Source organism: Flavobacterium sp. UBA4197, assembly GCF_002379575.1.
In the GTDB taxonomy this organism is placed as follows: domain Bacteria; phylum Bacteroidota; class Bacteroidia; order Flavobacteriales; family Flavobacteriaceae; genus Flavobacterium; species Flavobacterium inviolabile.
In genome coordinates, this window is the sequence record NZ_DFUB01000033.1 from 214,001 (window position 1) to 227,811 (window position 13,811).

At 42.0% G+C, this 13,811-nt stretch carries 13 protein-coding genes; 9 read left to right on the forward strand and 4 right to left on the reverse strand.

Going from position 1 to position 13,811, the window contains the following annotated elements:
• Window positions 1–41: 41 nt before the first annotated feature.
• The 3 genes from B3394_RS17710 to B3394_RS17720 all read right to left on the reverse strand — a co-directional run bounded on the left by B3394_RS17710 (window position 42) and on the right by B3394_RS17720 (window position 2,607).
• The gene (locus B3394_RS17710; RefSeq protein ID WP_286928068.1) at window positions 42–1,301 is read right to left on the reverse strand and encodes an agmatine deiminase family protein; all 1,260 of its coding nucleotides are present in this window, start codon (window positions 1,299–1,301) and stop codon (window positions 42–44) included.
• Between the two features lie 45 nt (window positions 1,302–1,346).
• Window positions 1,347–1,727: a VOC family protein gene (locus tag B3394_RS17715; RefSeq protein ID WP_286928072.1), complete on the reverse strand. Its 381-nt coding sequence runs from the start codon at window positions 1,725–1,727 to the stop codon at window positions 1,347–1,349.
• A gap of 76 nt (window positions 1,728–1,803) precedes the next feature.
• Window positions 1,804–2,607 (reverse strand): helix-turn-helix domain-containing protein, encoded by an 804-nt coding sequence (locus tag B3394_RS17720; RefSeq protein WP_349677599.1) that lies wholly within the window; start codon window positions 2,605–2,607, stop codon window positions 1,804–1,806.
• 90 nt (window positions 2,608–2,697) lie between these two features.
• On the opposite strand from B3394_RS17720, the gene def reads away from it, so the two are divergent.
• The 7 genes from def (at window position 2,698) to B3394_RS17755 (ending at window position 11,379) form a co-directional block, all read left to right on the forward strand.
• The gene (gene def, locus B3394_RS17725; RefSeq protein ID WP_273244897.1) at window positions 2,698–3,348 is read left to right on the forward strand and encodes a peptide deformylase; all 651 of its coding nucleotides are present in this window, start codon (window positions 2,698–2,700) and stop codon (window positions 3,346–3,348) included.
• Window positions 3,349–3,782: 434 nt separating this feature from the next.
• Window positions 3,783–4,877 carry a porin gene (locus B3394_RS17730; RefSeq protein WP_286928399.1) on the forward strand — a complete coding sequence of 365 codons (1,095 nt, stop codon included), beginning with the start codon at window positions 3,783–3,785 and terminating at the stop codon, window positions 4,875–4,877.
• A 26-nt stretch (window positions 4,878–4,903) separates the two neighbouring features.
• Window positions 4,904–6,334, forward strand: coding sequence for an anion permease (locus B3394_RS17735; protein ID WP_286928074.1), 1,431 nt, complete (start codon window positions 4,904–4,906; stop codon window positions 6,332–6,334).
• Between the two features lie 16 nt (window positions 6,335–6,350).
• On the forward strand, window positions 6,351–7,007 hold the full coding sequence (locus tag B3394_RS17740) for a succinate dehydrogenase cytochrome b subunit (RefSeq protein ID WP_286928082.1): 657 nt from the start codon (window positions 6,351–6,353) through the stop codon (window positions 7,005–7,007).
• A 37-nt stretch (window positions 7,008–7,044) separates the two neighbouring features.
• A complete protein-coding gene (locus tag B3394_RS17745) occupies window positions 7,045–8,961 on the forward strand; it encodes a fumarate reductase/succinate dehydrogenase flavoprotein subunit (protein ID WP_177734152.1) in 1,917 nt (638 codons plus the stop codon).
• A 16-nt stretch (window positions 8,962–8,977) separates the two neighbouring features.
• Window positions 8,978–9,724 carry a succinate dehydrogenase/fumarate reductase iron-sulfur subunit gene (locus B3394_RS17750; RefSeq protein ID WP_177734154.1) on the forward strand — a complete coding sequence of 249 codons (747 nt, stop codon included), beginning with the start codon at window positions 8,978–8,980 and terminating at the stop codon, window positions 9,722–9,724.
• Window positions 9,725–9,882: 158 nt separating this feature from the next.
• Window positions 9,883–11,379 (forward strand): aminotransferase class V-fold PLP-dependent enzyme, encoded by a 1,497-nt coding sequence (locus tag B3394_RS17755; protein WP_286928087.1) that lies wholly within the window; start codon window positions 9,883–9,885, stop codon window positions 11,377–11,379.
• A gap of 16 nt (window positions 11,380–11,395) precedes the next feature.
• Here the strand turns inward: B3394_RS17755 and B3394_RS17760 are convergent, their stop codons facing one another.
• Entirely contained in the window at window positions 11,396–12,307 is a 912-nt protein-coding gene (locus B3394_RS17760; RefSeq protein ID WP_286928090.1) for a lysophospholipid acyltransferase family protein, read from the reverse strand.
• 105 nt (window positions 12,308–12,412) lie between these two features.
• On the opposite strand from B3394_RS17760, the gene B3394_RS17765 reads away from it, so the two are divergent.
• Both B3394_RS17765 and B3394_RS17770 read left to right on the forward strand, forming a co-directional pair.
• Window positions 12,413–13,051 (forward strand): rhomboid family intramembrane serine protease, encoded by a 639-nt coding sequence (locus B3394_RS17765; protein WP_177734160.1) that lies wholly within the window; start codon window positions 12,413–12,415, stop codon window positions 13,049–13,051.
• A gap of 49 nt (window positions 13,052–13,100) precedes the next feature.
• Window positions 13,101–13,787: an SIMPL domain-containing protein gene (locus B3394_RS17770; RefSeq protein ID WP_177734162.1), complete on the forward strand. Its 687-nt coding sequence runs from the start codon at window positions 13,101–13,103 to the stop codon at window positions 13,785–13,787.
• Window positions 13,788–13,811 lie beyond the last annotated feature (24 nt).

Genomic DNA, 13,811 nt, shown 5'->3' on the forward strand with positions numbered 1-13,811 from the left:
ATTGTTTCCTGGATATTAAGCGCACTTTCCGGTCAGTAAAGTTAAGGAGTATGGCCTTTAGGCACATTCCGGGTATAGCAATGGATCCCGCCGCCATATAGATTTAAAGCAATGGTAGCCATTGCCACCACCTTTCTTTCCGGAAACACGTTTTGCAGGATGCGCAACGCTTCCTCGTCTTTTTCCTTTACCTTATACGGCATTCCTTCCCGGTAATATTTCTGGGCAATAACCAGATTATTGGTAATTAAAAAGTTGCAGTAACTCAAAGCCGGCATCACTTTCATTTTTTCTTTCGGAAACGGACTTCCGTCGCGCAATTTCCCATGAAGCATGTCGTGTGCCTGCTGATAATCGTCAAAAACAGGATCACCTTCCTGAATGTTTATATATATGGGTTCCGGAACCGGCATTTTTATAATGGTAAACGGATCGCCGTGATTGTCGGTTTCACCTTTTAAATGTAAATAAGCGATATCCAGACGTTCCTTATTATAAGCATGGATCGGATTACTCAGGGCTTCTTCTTCTTCTTCTTCTGTAACATCGGCAATAAGGATGGTATTGCGGTTGACAAAACGGCACATCTCATCGATATGCCCGTTTGCCGATCCTGAACGATAAGCAATAAGATCACCGTTTTCATCAGGGATAGGACCGCTGTACATATCTTCATCGTCATAAGTGGCATACGGCAGCCAGATTATTTGGGACAGGTTGAAAACCCGTTTGAACTCCGCTTCAACCTGTTCTTTTGTCCAGCCTTTGTTGCGTTTGTTTACTTCGGTATCTTCAATGGTCATCAGGATTCCGTCGCCGTTAAACTCCCGGTTTCCGCCTTCGCTGGTTAAGCGGGTAAATATTAAATTTTCAACAGCCACGAATTTCGCGTGAACACGGTCAAATTCCTCCAGTTTTTTCGAAACAGGATGATTGTTCGGATACATACCGTAAGTATCAAAATTGAAATCGGCTACGGCACGCTCTCCCTGGTTGTTGACTAAAATTTCAGCCCCAAAATCCCTTGAAAAAATAAGCTCGGCTGGGAAGATCATAAAACGGATTTTGCTGACGTCGATCCGGTTGTTTTCCAAAGTAGTTATCACATACTTTTTCTGCGCATCGTCATAACAACTAATAATCACCGCAACATGGTCGATTAAGTACTGTACCAATTCCAGGCTTACCGCTTCGATATCAAATTCCTTCGACTGTGTTGCATATTTATTGACCGGCCAGATTATTAAAACCGATTCCTGTTCTTCAAATTCACCAACCGTTTTAAAATCATGTACTTTCATTTTTCAAACTTTAAAGGGAACCTATAAAGTTACGGAATATATCGCTTAGTTTGTAGGCGGAGCATAGGTAACAATGTCAATTCCAATACCGTTCGGGTCAACTATTGCAAAATGCCTGTCGCCCCAGGGTTCGTCGCGCAATTCGATGGCAATGGCGATGCCTTTGCTTGTTATCATTTCATATACGGCATCAACATGGTCAACTTCTATGGTGAGATACATACCCTGTCCGGCAAACGGTTTTTGGAATAATGGTTGTTGCGAAGGATGATCGGGAAGTAAAAAACTAAGTTCACTGCTGTTGTCCGGAGCGTGCAGCAACAGGTAAAAATCATTTTCAAAAGTTACTCCAAACCCCAGAACGGATGTGTAAAAGGCTTTACTTTCGGCTAATTTTTCGGTTACGATACCGGCATTTAGTTTCATAATTGTAGTTTTAATGGTTTATCTGTGGCAAATTTCGGAGATGTTACCGGAACCGGATTGTAAAAAACGGACAATCTTATTTGAGTACATTTCCGGGAGTAGCGCCATACATGTTTTTAAACTCTTTGATAAAATGCGCCTGATCGTAATAACCTGCATCAAAAAATAACGGATTCTCCCGCAAGGAAGGCTTTTCTTTCAGGATGCTTTGAAAGCGGACGACCTTGGAAAACGTTTTAGCCGAATCGCCGATGTAAAATTCAAAAAGACGGCGCAGCTGCCTGGAGCTGATGCCGGTATCCAGATCTTTTTCGACAGCCAGTGTGCCGGAGTTTTCCAGAATAAGGGTCATTGCCTTAAAAAAGCGGTTGTCCGGCTGGAAAGCAGCGGTGCTGATATGTTTTAAATAATAATGATCCAACAGCGTTTTAATAGCCTGCGGATCCAGCTTTTCATTAAAATGCTGTGCTAAAAATGTAGCATTATCCGGCAAGACCAATGCTAAAAGTTCATACCTGTTAGCAAGTTCAGCGGCATTGATGCTAAAGAGCAGCGGAAACATGGCCGGGTAAAAACGAACACCTATATAATTAAATGTATTATCCAGCGGGAATTCGGTATACGTTTTGCTAAACCCGATAACATAGCTTTCTTCGGGATTCTGTAATTCAAAGTAAATATCAATACAGCCATCGGCTACCACCCGGTAATGAAATGGCGCGGTTAGTTCAGCCATTGTCTGTAGCTGCCAGTAGCAATGAATGTAGTGCTGCAGACGGCTGTCCGGCAGAAATTCCCGATAGTGAACCTGTTCTGCCGTATCGGTAATGGTAGGCTGAATCGGTTGGTATAAGTCTTTTATAGTGAGTATGCCGCTCAAATTGATATTGTTTTTTTGTTCGTTGAATATTCCGGAACAAAGCCGGTCCCTACCCAAACGAATGTAAAAATAATGTCTTAATTTTAGAAAATGAAAAAGATATATCATATAACGTTGTTCATTTTAGTTAGCATGACGGTCACAGCACAAAATTTTACCAAAACAGAAAAAGAAATAATCCATTCCGGAAATACCAAAAGCAAACTGAGAGTGATTCAGATTACGGAACCGGCAGAATTAAAAATACTAAAAACCGTTTCCCGGGATATCAGCCCAAACGATAAAGACTTACCTCTTTTGATTGAGAGAATGTTCAAAGCGGTTACCGATCCGTCCGAAGGCGGTGTGGGTATTGCAGCGCCGCAGGTTGGCATCAATCGCAACGTGATCTGGGTACAGCGGTTTGACAAACAGAATGAACCGTTTGAAGTGTATATCAACCCGCAAATTGTATGGCGCTCCGAACTGTTACGCAAAGGAAACGAAGGCTGCCTGTCTATTCCGGACAGTAGCGGCGACGTATATCGGAATTATACAATACGATTAAAATACCTTGACAGGGAAGGAAAGGCTCAGGAAGAAATCATTGAAGGATTTACGGCAGTTATCTTTCAGCATGAAACAGATCACCTGAACGGTATTTTGTTTACGGACCGATTACTGGAACAAAATAATGTGCAGTTTCACAGTATTAATAACGAAACAGCGCTTTTCTTGCAAACCAAACTCAGAAGACAATAATCAGGACGTTTGAGGTCGCTTACGACCTGATTGTACATCGTTTATAAAAGTCCGCATCAGCCAGTATAATGCTGCGCCGGTGCGGACTTTTTTACAATAGAGCCAAATAGGTTTAACCTTACAAAAACTGCGGGTTTGAAATGTTTGACTGAATATACAGTAAGCATTTTAAGAAATAAAAACTGACATAATAATACCGCGTGATAAAATTAACCAATTGTTATATCTTTTAACTTTGAGATGAAATTATCGATAATTTTTATTTTGTAAAGTATTTCTTTACGAAAATTTTGTTAATTTTATAGTGATAACAATTTCCCTTAATAAGATAGATACCCAATATCTATCGAGGCCTAAAATTCTTCACTATGGAAATTACGTTTACATTATCCCCTTTAAAAAAAGTATTTCTTCTTTTGTTCGTTACTGCTGCAATGCAGGCACAAACCGGCAAAGACTCTACGGCAACGGTGGCTCCGGCCAAAGTAAAATACCCGGTATTTCAGTTTAAAGGACTTTTTCAGGCACGTTATTTAACCGGACTCACGGAGAATATAGACCTTAACGGTCTGCATCATTCCGAAGGCGATGTCACCCGGAACTCGTTCGATATTAAGAGAATGAGAACTCAGGTAAAGGCTGCCATTGGCGACCATACCGAAGTAGTGGCACTGGTAAATTTAGCCGATTTCAAATCCGATCCTAAAAATAAGGTTTTGGAGAATGCATATATCAAATATACCTTCAACAAACATTTTGCATTCACTTTGGGACAATTCCGGCCGTGGTTCGGGATCGAGGAAACCTATCCGGTAGACATTATCAAATCGATGGATTTTTCGAACCAGTATTACGAATTCGGGAAAAACGGCTGGACCAGTTTCCAGATCGGCGCTTCGATGAGCGGAAAGTTTGACATTGGTAAACTACCCGTAACGTATGCAATTTCGGCAGTAAACGGCAACGGCAGAAACCAGGAAATGGACAAAGACAATGGTAAACAATATTCATCAAGAGTAGTATTGGAACTCTCAAAAAAGTACAATATAAACTTTGGTCTGAATGGGGGAATAGGCGAAGTGTTTAAAAAAGAAGTATATGCGGTAGGACTTGACCTGACCGCCGATTATCAAATCATGGACCGCTTGTTTTTTGAAACGCAGATGGAAGCCAAACAGGCCATTAACCATAACCTGTACTTCTCACTGCCGGTTGATGAAAGAACCCCTTATTTAAGTAACTACCAGATGAGAGGATTCTACTTCCTGCCGAATGTCCGCTACGAAATCAAATACAAAAAACTTAGCGCGATTGAGTTTTCCTGCCGCTACGAATACCTGGATTCCAATTTCAGGATCAATTCCAACCCAAGACAGTCACTGGTACCAATGTTAGGATTCGAATTCCTGAAAGATTACGGTGCCCGGATTCAGCTGGGAATGCAGATCGACCGCTACAAACACACGGTTGACAATACAACCACACACAATAACAATCTTTTGATATTACAGGTTCAGAGCCGATTATAAACGTTTATTAATATAAAACAGCACTTATGAAAGAAGTAAACATCACTAGAGTATTGATTACTTTGGCAGTGGGAATGCTATTATGGTTCATTCCCGAGCCGGAAGGCGTAAAACCCGAAGCCTGGCATCTTTTTGCCATTTTTGTGGCCACGATCCTGGGCATCATCCTCAAAGCAGCACCAATGGGTACGATGTGTATGATTGCCATCGGGATTACGGCATTTTCACAGGTATTGGCACCGGGCGAAGCCGGGAAGTCAATCACTTTAGCATTAAGAGGATTTGGGGATAAGGTTATCTGGCTCATTGGAATTTCTTTCTTTATTGCGAGAGGATTTATCAAAACCGGACTGGGAAACCGGATTGCCTTCCTGTTTATCCGTATTTTCGGGAAAAGCTCATTGGGGCTGGCGTATGGTCTTGGACTGGCCGATTTGTGCCTTGCTCCGGCTATTCCGAGTAATACCGCAAGAGGCGGCGGGATTATCTACCCGATTATGAAATCAATGGCGATCAGTTTCGGTTCCGAACCCGATAAACCAGAAACCCATCGGAAATTAGGTTCGTTCCTGACGCTAAACAGCTATAACATGAACCTGATTGCTTCATCAATGTTCTTAACCGGAACAGCGAGTAATCCGATGTGTCAAAAATTTGCAGCCGATTTAGGGATTAAAATTTCATGGATGTCCTGGGCTTTGGCAGCAATAGTTCCCGGACTGGTATCCTTTTTTGTTATTCCGTTTGTACTGTATAAACTATATCCGCCGGAATTAAAGAAAACCGGCGATGCGCCACAGGTAGCCGCAAAAAAACTGAAAGAAATGGGACCAATTTCCCGTAACGAATGGCTGATGCTGTTTGCTTTCTTCCTGCTGTTGTTTTTGTGGATCACCGGCGATTTATTTTCTATTGATGCCACCACAACTGCTTTTATCGGTTTGATCATGCTGTTGCTCACATCGGTATTAACATGGGAAGACATTAAATCCGAAAAAGGAGCCTGGGACACGATTGTCTGGTTCTCTGTTTTGGTCATGATGGCAAGCTCCCTGAACGAATTGGGCTTTATCGGCTGGTTTAGTAACCTGGTAAAAGTTCAGATCGGCGATTTAAGCTGGCAGATTGCCTTTCCGGTAATCGTTCTGGTGTATTTCTTCAGCCATTACCTGTTTGCCAGTGCCACGGCCCACGTAGCAGCCATGTATGCCGCTTTACTGGGAGTAGGAGTATCTTTGGGAATTCCGGGACTGCTATTGGCATTCATGCTGGGATTCATCGGGTCTTTATACGGTACGTTAACCCATTACGGACACGGGCCGGCTCCGGTATTTTTCGGAAGCGGATATGTGGATCTGAAAAACTGGTGGCTCCGCGGTCTGGAAACCGGATTGATACTGTTGTTTATTTATATGGCAATAGGCGGACTCTGGATGAAAATCATAGGTTACTATTAATTAAAAACAATATCGCATGCAATCACTTTCAAGAAAAATATTAATGTGTCTGACAGGATTGTTTCTGTGTTTCTTTTTGGTCATTCACCTTTTAGGAAACCTGCAATTGTTTCTGCCGGCAGAAAAAGCACAGCTGCAGTTTAATGCATATTCCCATTTTTTATCGGGCAATCCGCTAATAAAGATTGTTTCGTATGTGCTGTATGCTTCCATTATTCTCCATGCCGTATATGCGCTGGTCATTACGGTAAAGAATAAAAAATCGGGTGGTGATTATAAAAAGGACAACAGGGGAAGAGCCAGTAAATGGTACAGCAGGAACATGGGCATCCTGGGAACGATCATCCTGATTTTTTTAATCATCCATTTTAAAAACTTCTGGTACGAATACAAATTCGGCAGCCTGCCTTCGGACGCTAATGGCAACCGGGATTTATACACACTGGTTGTTACGACCTATCAGGAATGGTGGTATGTGGTGATCTATGTATTGTCGATGATTGCTTTGGGCTATCATTTGCTGCACGGTTTTTTCAGTGCGGTAAGAACACTGGGTGTTTTTCATCCCAAATTCGTAAAATGGTTCCGCTATTTCGGCATAGCCTATTCGGTAGCCATTAGTTTCGGATTTGCGGTAATCCCGGTGTATGTCTATTTTATCAATAATAAATGAGCCGGTGGAATTCCCGGATTCATAAAAAAGTAGTAGTATGAAGATAGATGCTAAAATACCAGCCGGACCTTTAGAAGAAAAATGGTCCAATTATAAAAAAAATGCGAAGTTGGTAAATCCTGCCAACCGAAAAAAAATAGAGGTCATTGTCGTAGGAACCGGTTTAGCCGGAAGTTCTGTTGCAGCCTCCCTGGGAGAAATGGGCTATAATGTCAAATCTTTTTGCTTCCAGGACAGTGCCAGACGCGCACACTCCGTTGCGGCACAGGGCGGTGTGAATGCCGCAAAGAATTATAAAAATGACGGTGATAGCGTGTACCGGATGTTTGTGGACACCCTGAAAGGCGGCGACTTCCGTTCCAGGGAAGCCAATGTGTACCGGATGGCGGAATGCTCACTGAACTTAATTGATCAGGCGGTTGCACAGGGCGTTCCGTTTGGCAGGGAATACGGCGGGTATCTGAACAACCGTTCTTTTGGCGGTGTTCAGGTGAGCAGAACGTTCTATGCCAGAGGACAAACCGGGCAGCAATTGCTTATCGGGGCGTATCAGGCCTTAATGCGGCAGGTCAGCAAAAAAACGGTACAATTGTTTACCCGGCATGAAATGCTGGATCTGGTTGTTATTGATGGAAAAGCAAGAGGCGTTATCGTCCGGAATTTGGATACAGGCGTTATCGAACGCCATGCTGCCCATGCGGTAGTGCTGGCAACGGGAGGATTTGGTAAAATTTACTATTTATCCACATTAGCGATGGGATGTAATGGTTCGGCAATTTGGAGAGCCCATAAAAAAGGCGCTTTAATGGCAAGTCCGAGTTGGACACAAATACACCCGACTTCGTTACCGCAATCCGGCGATTACCAGTCCAAACTGACATTAATGTCTGAATCCCTGCGAAATGACGGCCGTATCTGGGTACCGTTAAAAGAAAACGAACAACGGCCGGCAAATGATATTCCGGAAGCGGAACGCGATTATTATCTGGAAAGAAAATACCCGGCTTTTGGAAATTTAGCACCCAGGGATATTTCGTCCCGGGCAGCAAAAGAACGCATCGATGCCGGATTTGGTATTGGTGCCTTAAAAAATGCCGTATATCTCGATTTCTCCAAAGCGATAAAAGAACAGGGCGTTGCTAAGATCAAAGAAAAATACGGAAACCTTTTCGATATGTATCGCAAAATAACCGGGATTGATGCCTATAAGGAACCGATGATGATTTCGCCGGCAGCACACTTTTCGATGGGAGGTTTGTGGGTAGACTATGAACTGATGACGACAATTCCGGGACTGTTTGCATTGGGAGAAGCAAACTTTGCCGATCACGGGGCAAACCGCCTGGGGGCCAATTCGCTGCTGCAGGCATCTGTGGACGGTTATTTTATAGCGCCCTATACAATGGCAAACTATCTTTCCGGAGAAATCCATACCGGGAAGATCGATACCAATCATCCGGCTTTTGAAGAAGCAGAACAAACGGTTAAAGAACAGCTGAATCTTTTGATACACTGCAAAGGCGATAAAACGGTGGATTACTACCACAAGGCATTGGGCAAAATACTGTATGACTACTGCGGACTTTCCCGCAGCGAATCCGGTTTAAAGTTTGCCATTGAAGAAATCAAAAAACTCCGGACTGCATTTTACCAGAACGTACACATTCCCGGCGAAGCCGGAGCGATGAACAATGAGCTGGAAAAAGCCGGACGTGTAGCCGATTATTTGGAAATAGGCGAGTTGATGTGTTATGATGCCTTAACCCGTAATGAATCCTGCGGCGCACATTTTAGAGAAGAATATCAGACACCGGATGGCGAAGCCTTACGAAACGATGCCGAATACCAGTTTATTTCGGCATGGGAGTGGAAAGGCAAAAATGCAATGCCGGAACTGCATAAAGAAAATCTGGTTTTTGAATATGTGAAACCAATTGTCAGAAGTTACAAATAACCTAATGAAAAAGAATATGAAGTTACATTTGAAAATTTGGAGACAGGAAAACAAAGACACCGAAGGAAAATTAGTCGATTATTCACTGGAAGATATCAATCCGCACATGTCCTTTTTGGAAATGCTGGATACCCTGAACGAAAAACTCATTTTAGCAAACGACCAGCCGGTAGAATTCGACCATGACTGCCGGGAAGGCATCTGCGGACAATGTGGTGTAATGATTAACGGACTGGCACACGGGCCGCTTAAAAATACAACCACCTGCCAGCTGCATTTACGGGAATTTAAAGATGGGGAAACAGTAGTGATCGAACCGTTCCGTTCCCAGGCATTTCCGGTAAAGAAAGATTTAAAGGTAGACCGGAGTGCGTTCGACCGGATTATCTCTTCCGGCGGATACGTATCGGTAAATACCGGTCAGGCACCGGAAGCAAACGGTATTCCGGTGAACCATAATACAGCCGAAGCAGCTTTCGACTCGGCGGCCTGCATTGGTTGTGGGGCCTGTGTGGCTACCTGCAAAAACGGAAGTGCCGCTTTGTTCACCTCGGCCAAGATTACCCATTTGGTCAAACTGCCGCAGGGAAAAGAAGAAAGAGACCACCGTGTGTTGAGCATGGTACACCAAATGGATGCGGAAGCTTTCGGACATTGTTCCAATACGGAAGCCTGCGAAGTAGAATGCCCGCAAAGTATTTCGGTACTCAATATTGCCCAAATGAATTATGAATACAACCGGGCAAAAATTTTAAAACAATAAACGCACCAATTTTATATATTTTTAACAGAAGAAAAGAGGACAGCCACAACGGTCCTCTTTTTTTATAACTATCGTTTGGAATAAATAACATTTATAAATTCTTTTTAACAGTTTTCGTGTTTATAAATTATAAATTTGCATTTCAATAGCAACAAAAAATGACAACGACCGACACGAAACCAACAACAGCATTAGAACAGTATTTCCAGCAATTCAGAAAAAATATTATTGGTATTGACCAGGAATTTGAATCTCCTTTCGGGAAGCAGAAAATTATCTATACCGACTGGACCGCGAGCGGACGTTTGTATCGTCCCATTGAAGAAAAACTAATTAACGAATTTGGTCCGTTTGTTGCCAATACCCACACGGAAACCACCGTTTCCGGAACTGCGATGACAATGGCCTATCATGAAGCCCGCCATATCATTAAAAAACACGTGAACAGCAACGAAGACGATGTATTGATTGTGGATGGTTCCGGAATGACAGGCGTAGTCAATAAATTCCAGCGTATTTTAGGTTTGAAAGTTCCTGAAAACCTGCAAAAGTATACGCAGATTCCGGAAGAGAAAAAACCGGTTGTTTTTATTTCGCACATGGAACACCATTCCAACCAGACTTCATGGCTGGAAACAATTGCTAAAGTTGAGGTAATTCCGGCTTGCGAACAGGGATTGATCTGTTTGGAAAGCTTCCGTGAATTATTGGAAAAATATAAAGACCGCACTTTAAAAATCGCTTCGGTAACGGCTTGTTCTAATGTAACCGGAATCCGTACGGCATATCACGATATCGCTAAAATAGTACATGAATACAACGGGGTTTGTTTTGTGGATTTTGCCTGTTCGGCACCCTATGTTAAAATAGACATGCACCCGGCAGATAATCCGGAAGGCTATCTGGATGCTATTTTTATGTCTCCGCATAAATTTTTAGGCGGACCCGGAACTTCAGGAGTACTGGTTTTCAATAAAAAATTATACAACAACATGATCCCGGATTGCCCGGGCGGAGGAACCGTAAGTTGGACCAACCCGTGGGGCGAACACAAATACCTGGATAATATTGAAGAAAGAGAAGACGGTGGTACACCGGGCTTTTTACAGGTTATCAAAACCGCATTGGCCGTTCAGTTAAAAGAACAGATGGGGATTGATAACATCCTGAAAAGAGAACATGAAATTACCGATTATGTTTTCGGACAATTAAAACAGGCGTCCAACATTAACATACTGGCAGGCCAGCATGAGGATCGTTTGGGGGTGATTTCTTTTTATATCAATGACCTACATTTTAACCTGGGTGTAAAGATCCTGAACGACAGATTCGGAATTCAAACCCGCGGCGGCTGTAGTTGTGCCGGTACCTACGGGCATTACCTGCTGCATGTGGATCAGGAAACCTCCCATTATCTTACCGGAAAAATTACTTCGGGTGATTTAATCGAAAAACCGGGATGGATCAGAATGTCAATACATCCAACCACTACCAGCGAAGAAGTGGCGTATGTATGTGACAGTATTAAAGCCCTGGCAGCCAATCACACTGCATGGGCGAATGATTATGAATACAACAAAAACTCAAACGAGTTTGTACACAAAGCAGCGCTTAACCTGGAAAAAGAAATGGTAAAGAGTTGGTTTAAACTATAAAGCAAAAGCCCTGAAATTAATTCAGGGCTTTTTTTATTCTTGGCGATTTAAGCGATTGCTTGTCGCGGTGTTTCCATCGTTTATGCGTCCATAAATAATATTCCGGTGCTTCATGGATCTGCTCTTCAACCATTCGCAGGTACATGCTTGTAATTTGATAGTTGGGAACTTCTTTAGGGTTTTCTACCAAAGGCACAAAGGTAGCCTGATAATGTCCCCGTTTCACTTTTTGGACTTTTACAAACACTAAGGATAAATCCATTTTTTTGGCCAGCATTTCGGCTCCGGTAAATACAGGAACATTAATGCCCATAAAAGTGTCGAAATAGTTGGTTCGGTGCAGCTGTGGCGATTGGTCACTTGCAAAACCGTAAAAACCTTTGATGTTGTTAATCTCATTTTTGCGGATAACATCTACCGTTTCTTTGGCTTCAATTAATGTTGCGTTAAAATGCGAACGGATGTCGCGGATTAACTTGTCAAAATATTTGTTCTGGATTTTTTTATAAACGGCAAAAGTCCGGAAATCGATGTACTTGTCAAGGATGATAAGCCATTCCCAACTGGCATAATGCGCGCACATCATAATGATACTTTTGTTCTTTTTCTCCATTTCCCTTACCATTTCAATATTGGTAAAAACAAAACGCTTTTTCATCTCTGTTTCCGAAATGGTCATGGTTTTGATCATTTCCAGAAACATATCACACATGTGTTTGAAAAACTTCTTTTCAATCCGGATGCGTTCTTCTTTGGAAAGGTGTGGCAGCGTTAATGCGATATTGTCCCGAACCGTTTTTTTCCGGTAACCGACAAGGTGGTATACCACAACATAAGTACAATCAGACAGAAAGTAAAAAAGAGGAAACGGAAGAATGGAAATACACCATAAAAAAGGGTAGGCGATTATATAGAGTAAAAACTGCATTTCGATATTTTTTACAAATATAACTTTTAAAAATATTTTTACCATCCCAAATTAACATTACCTAAACAAACAATCTGTATTTTTACAGAAAGAAAACCAACCGGAATGAATTCTGTACTATTAATTATTATTGCAATAACGGTAATTGTAAGCTTTAAAGGTTTTAATGACCTTTCGTTTTTTAGAAAATATGAATTTCACGTGGGAAGCATCCGTGCAGGTGAGCAAATCAGAATGTTTTCGTCTGCTTTTCTGCATGCCGATATTGCCCATCTGGCCTTTAACATGCTGACGTTATTCTTTTTTGCACCGGTGGTTATTCAGGATCTGGGTACCGCTTCTTTTCTGATCATATATATAGGAAGTTTACTGTGCGGCAGTTTGCTGACGCTTTACTTTCACAAAGATGATTATTCCTATAGAGCTATAGGAGCTTCGGGTGCGGTAACCGGGATTTTATATGCCGCTATCCTGCTGCGTCCGGATATGACCCTGGGACTGTACTTCATCATTCCGGTTCCGGCATATCTTTTTGGCATTGGCTATTTGCTGTATTCCATTTACGGAATGAAAGCCAAAAATGACAACATCGGGCATGTGGCGCATTTTGGCGGGGCAATTGGCGGATATATTATTACAATTGCCAAAGTTCCTTCCATGTTACAGGACAATACTTTAATGGTAATACTGCTGGCAATTCCCATCGTGATCTTGTTTTTTTTAGCAAAAACAGGAAAATTATAATTTTTGGCATTGGATTTGATTTGTAGTATATAACTTAAAAAGCACAAAAATGAAAAAAGCAATTTTAATCGTAGTAACACTGTTCATGGCAACAGTTTCAAATGCACAAGAAATGAAAACACAACCACAGATAGTTGTTTCCGGCGAAGGGAAAATAAAAGTAACTCCGGATTATGTAATCATTAATGTTGGCGTGGAAAACACAGGAGAAGTGGCAGCCGATGTAAAAAAGAAAAATGATATTGCTATTGATGCCGTTATCAAATACTTAAAAAAATCAAAACTGCCGGAAGCGGATTTCCAGACCAAACAGGTTCAGTTGAATAAAACATACGATTATGAAAAGAAAAAACACTATTTCGTAGCCAATCAGACTATTTCAATCACGTTAAAAGAGCTGTCAAAATACGATACAATGATGTTAGGCCTGGTAGATGCCGGTGTAAATGTTATTAACGGTGTGGATTTCAAATCGACTAAAGTTACCGAGTATGAATCACAGGCAAGAGTAAAAGCAGTACAGGATGCTAAAACAAAAGCACAGGATTATGCTGCTGCTTTAAACCAGAAAATGGGGAAAGCAATCCTGGTAGCCGATAATTCGTCTACATACTACCCGAGACCGTATATGTCAGCCATGAAAATGTCGGCCGATACCGAAATGACAAGAGAGACTTTGGCAATCGGAGAGATTGAAGTTACCGCTAATGTGACGATAAATTTCGCATTGGATTAATCCAATTCTTTATAAAAACTGATA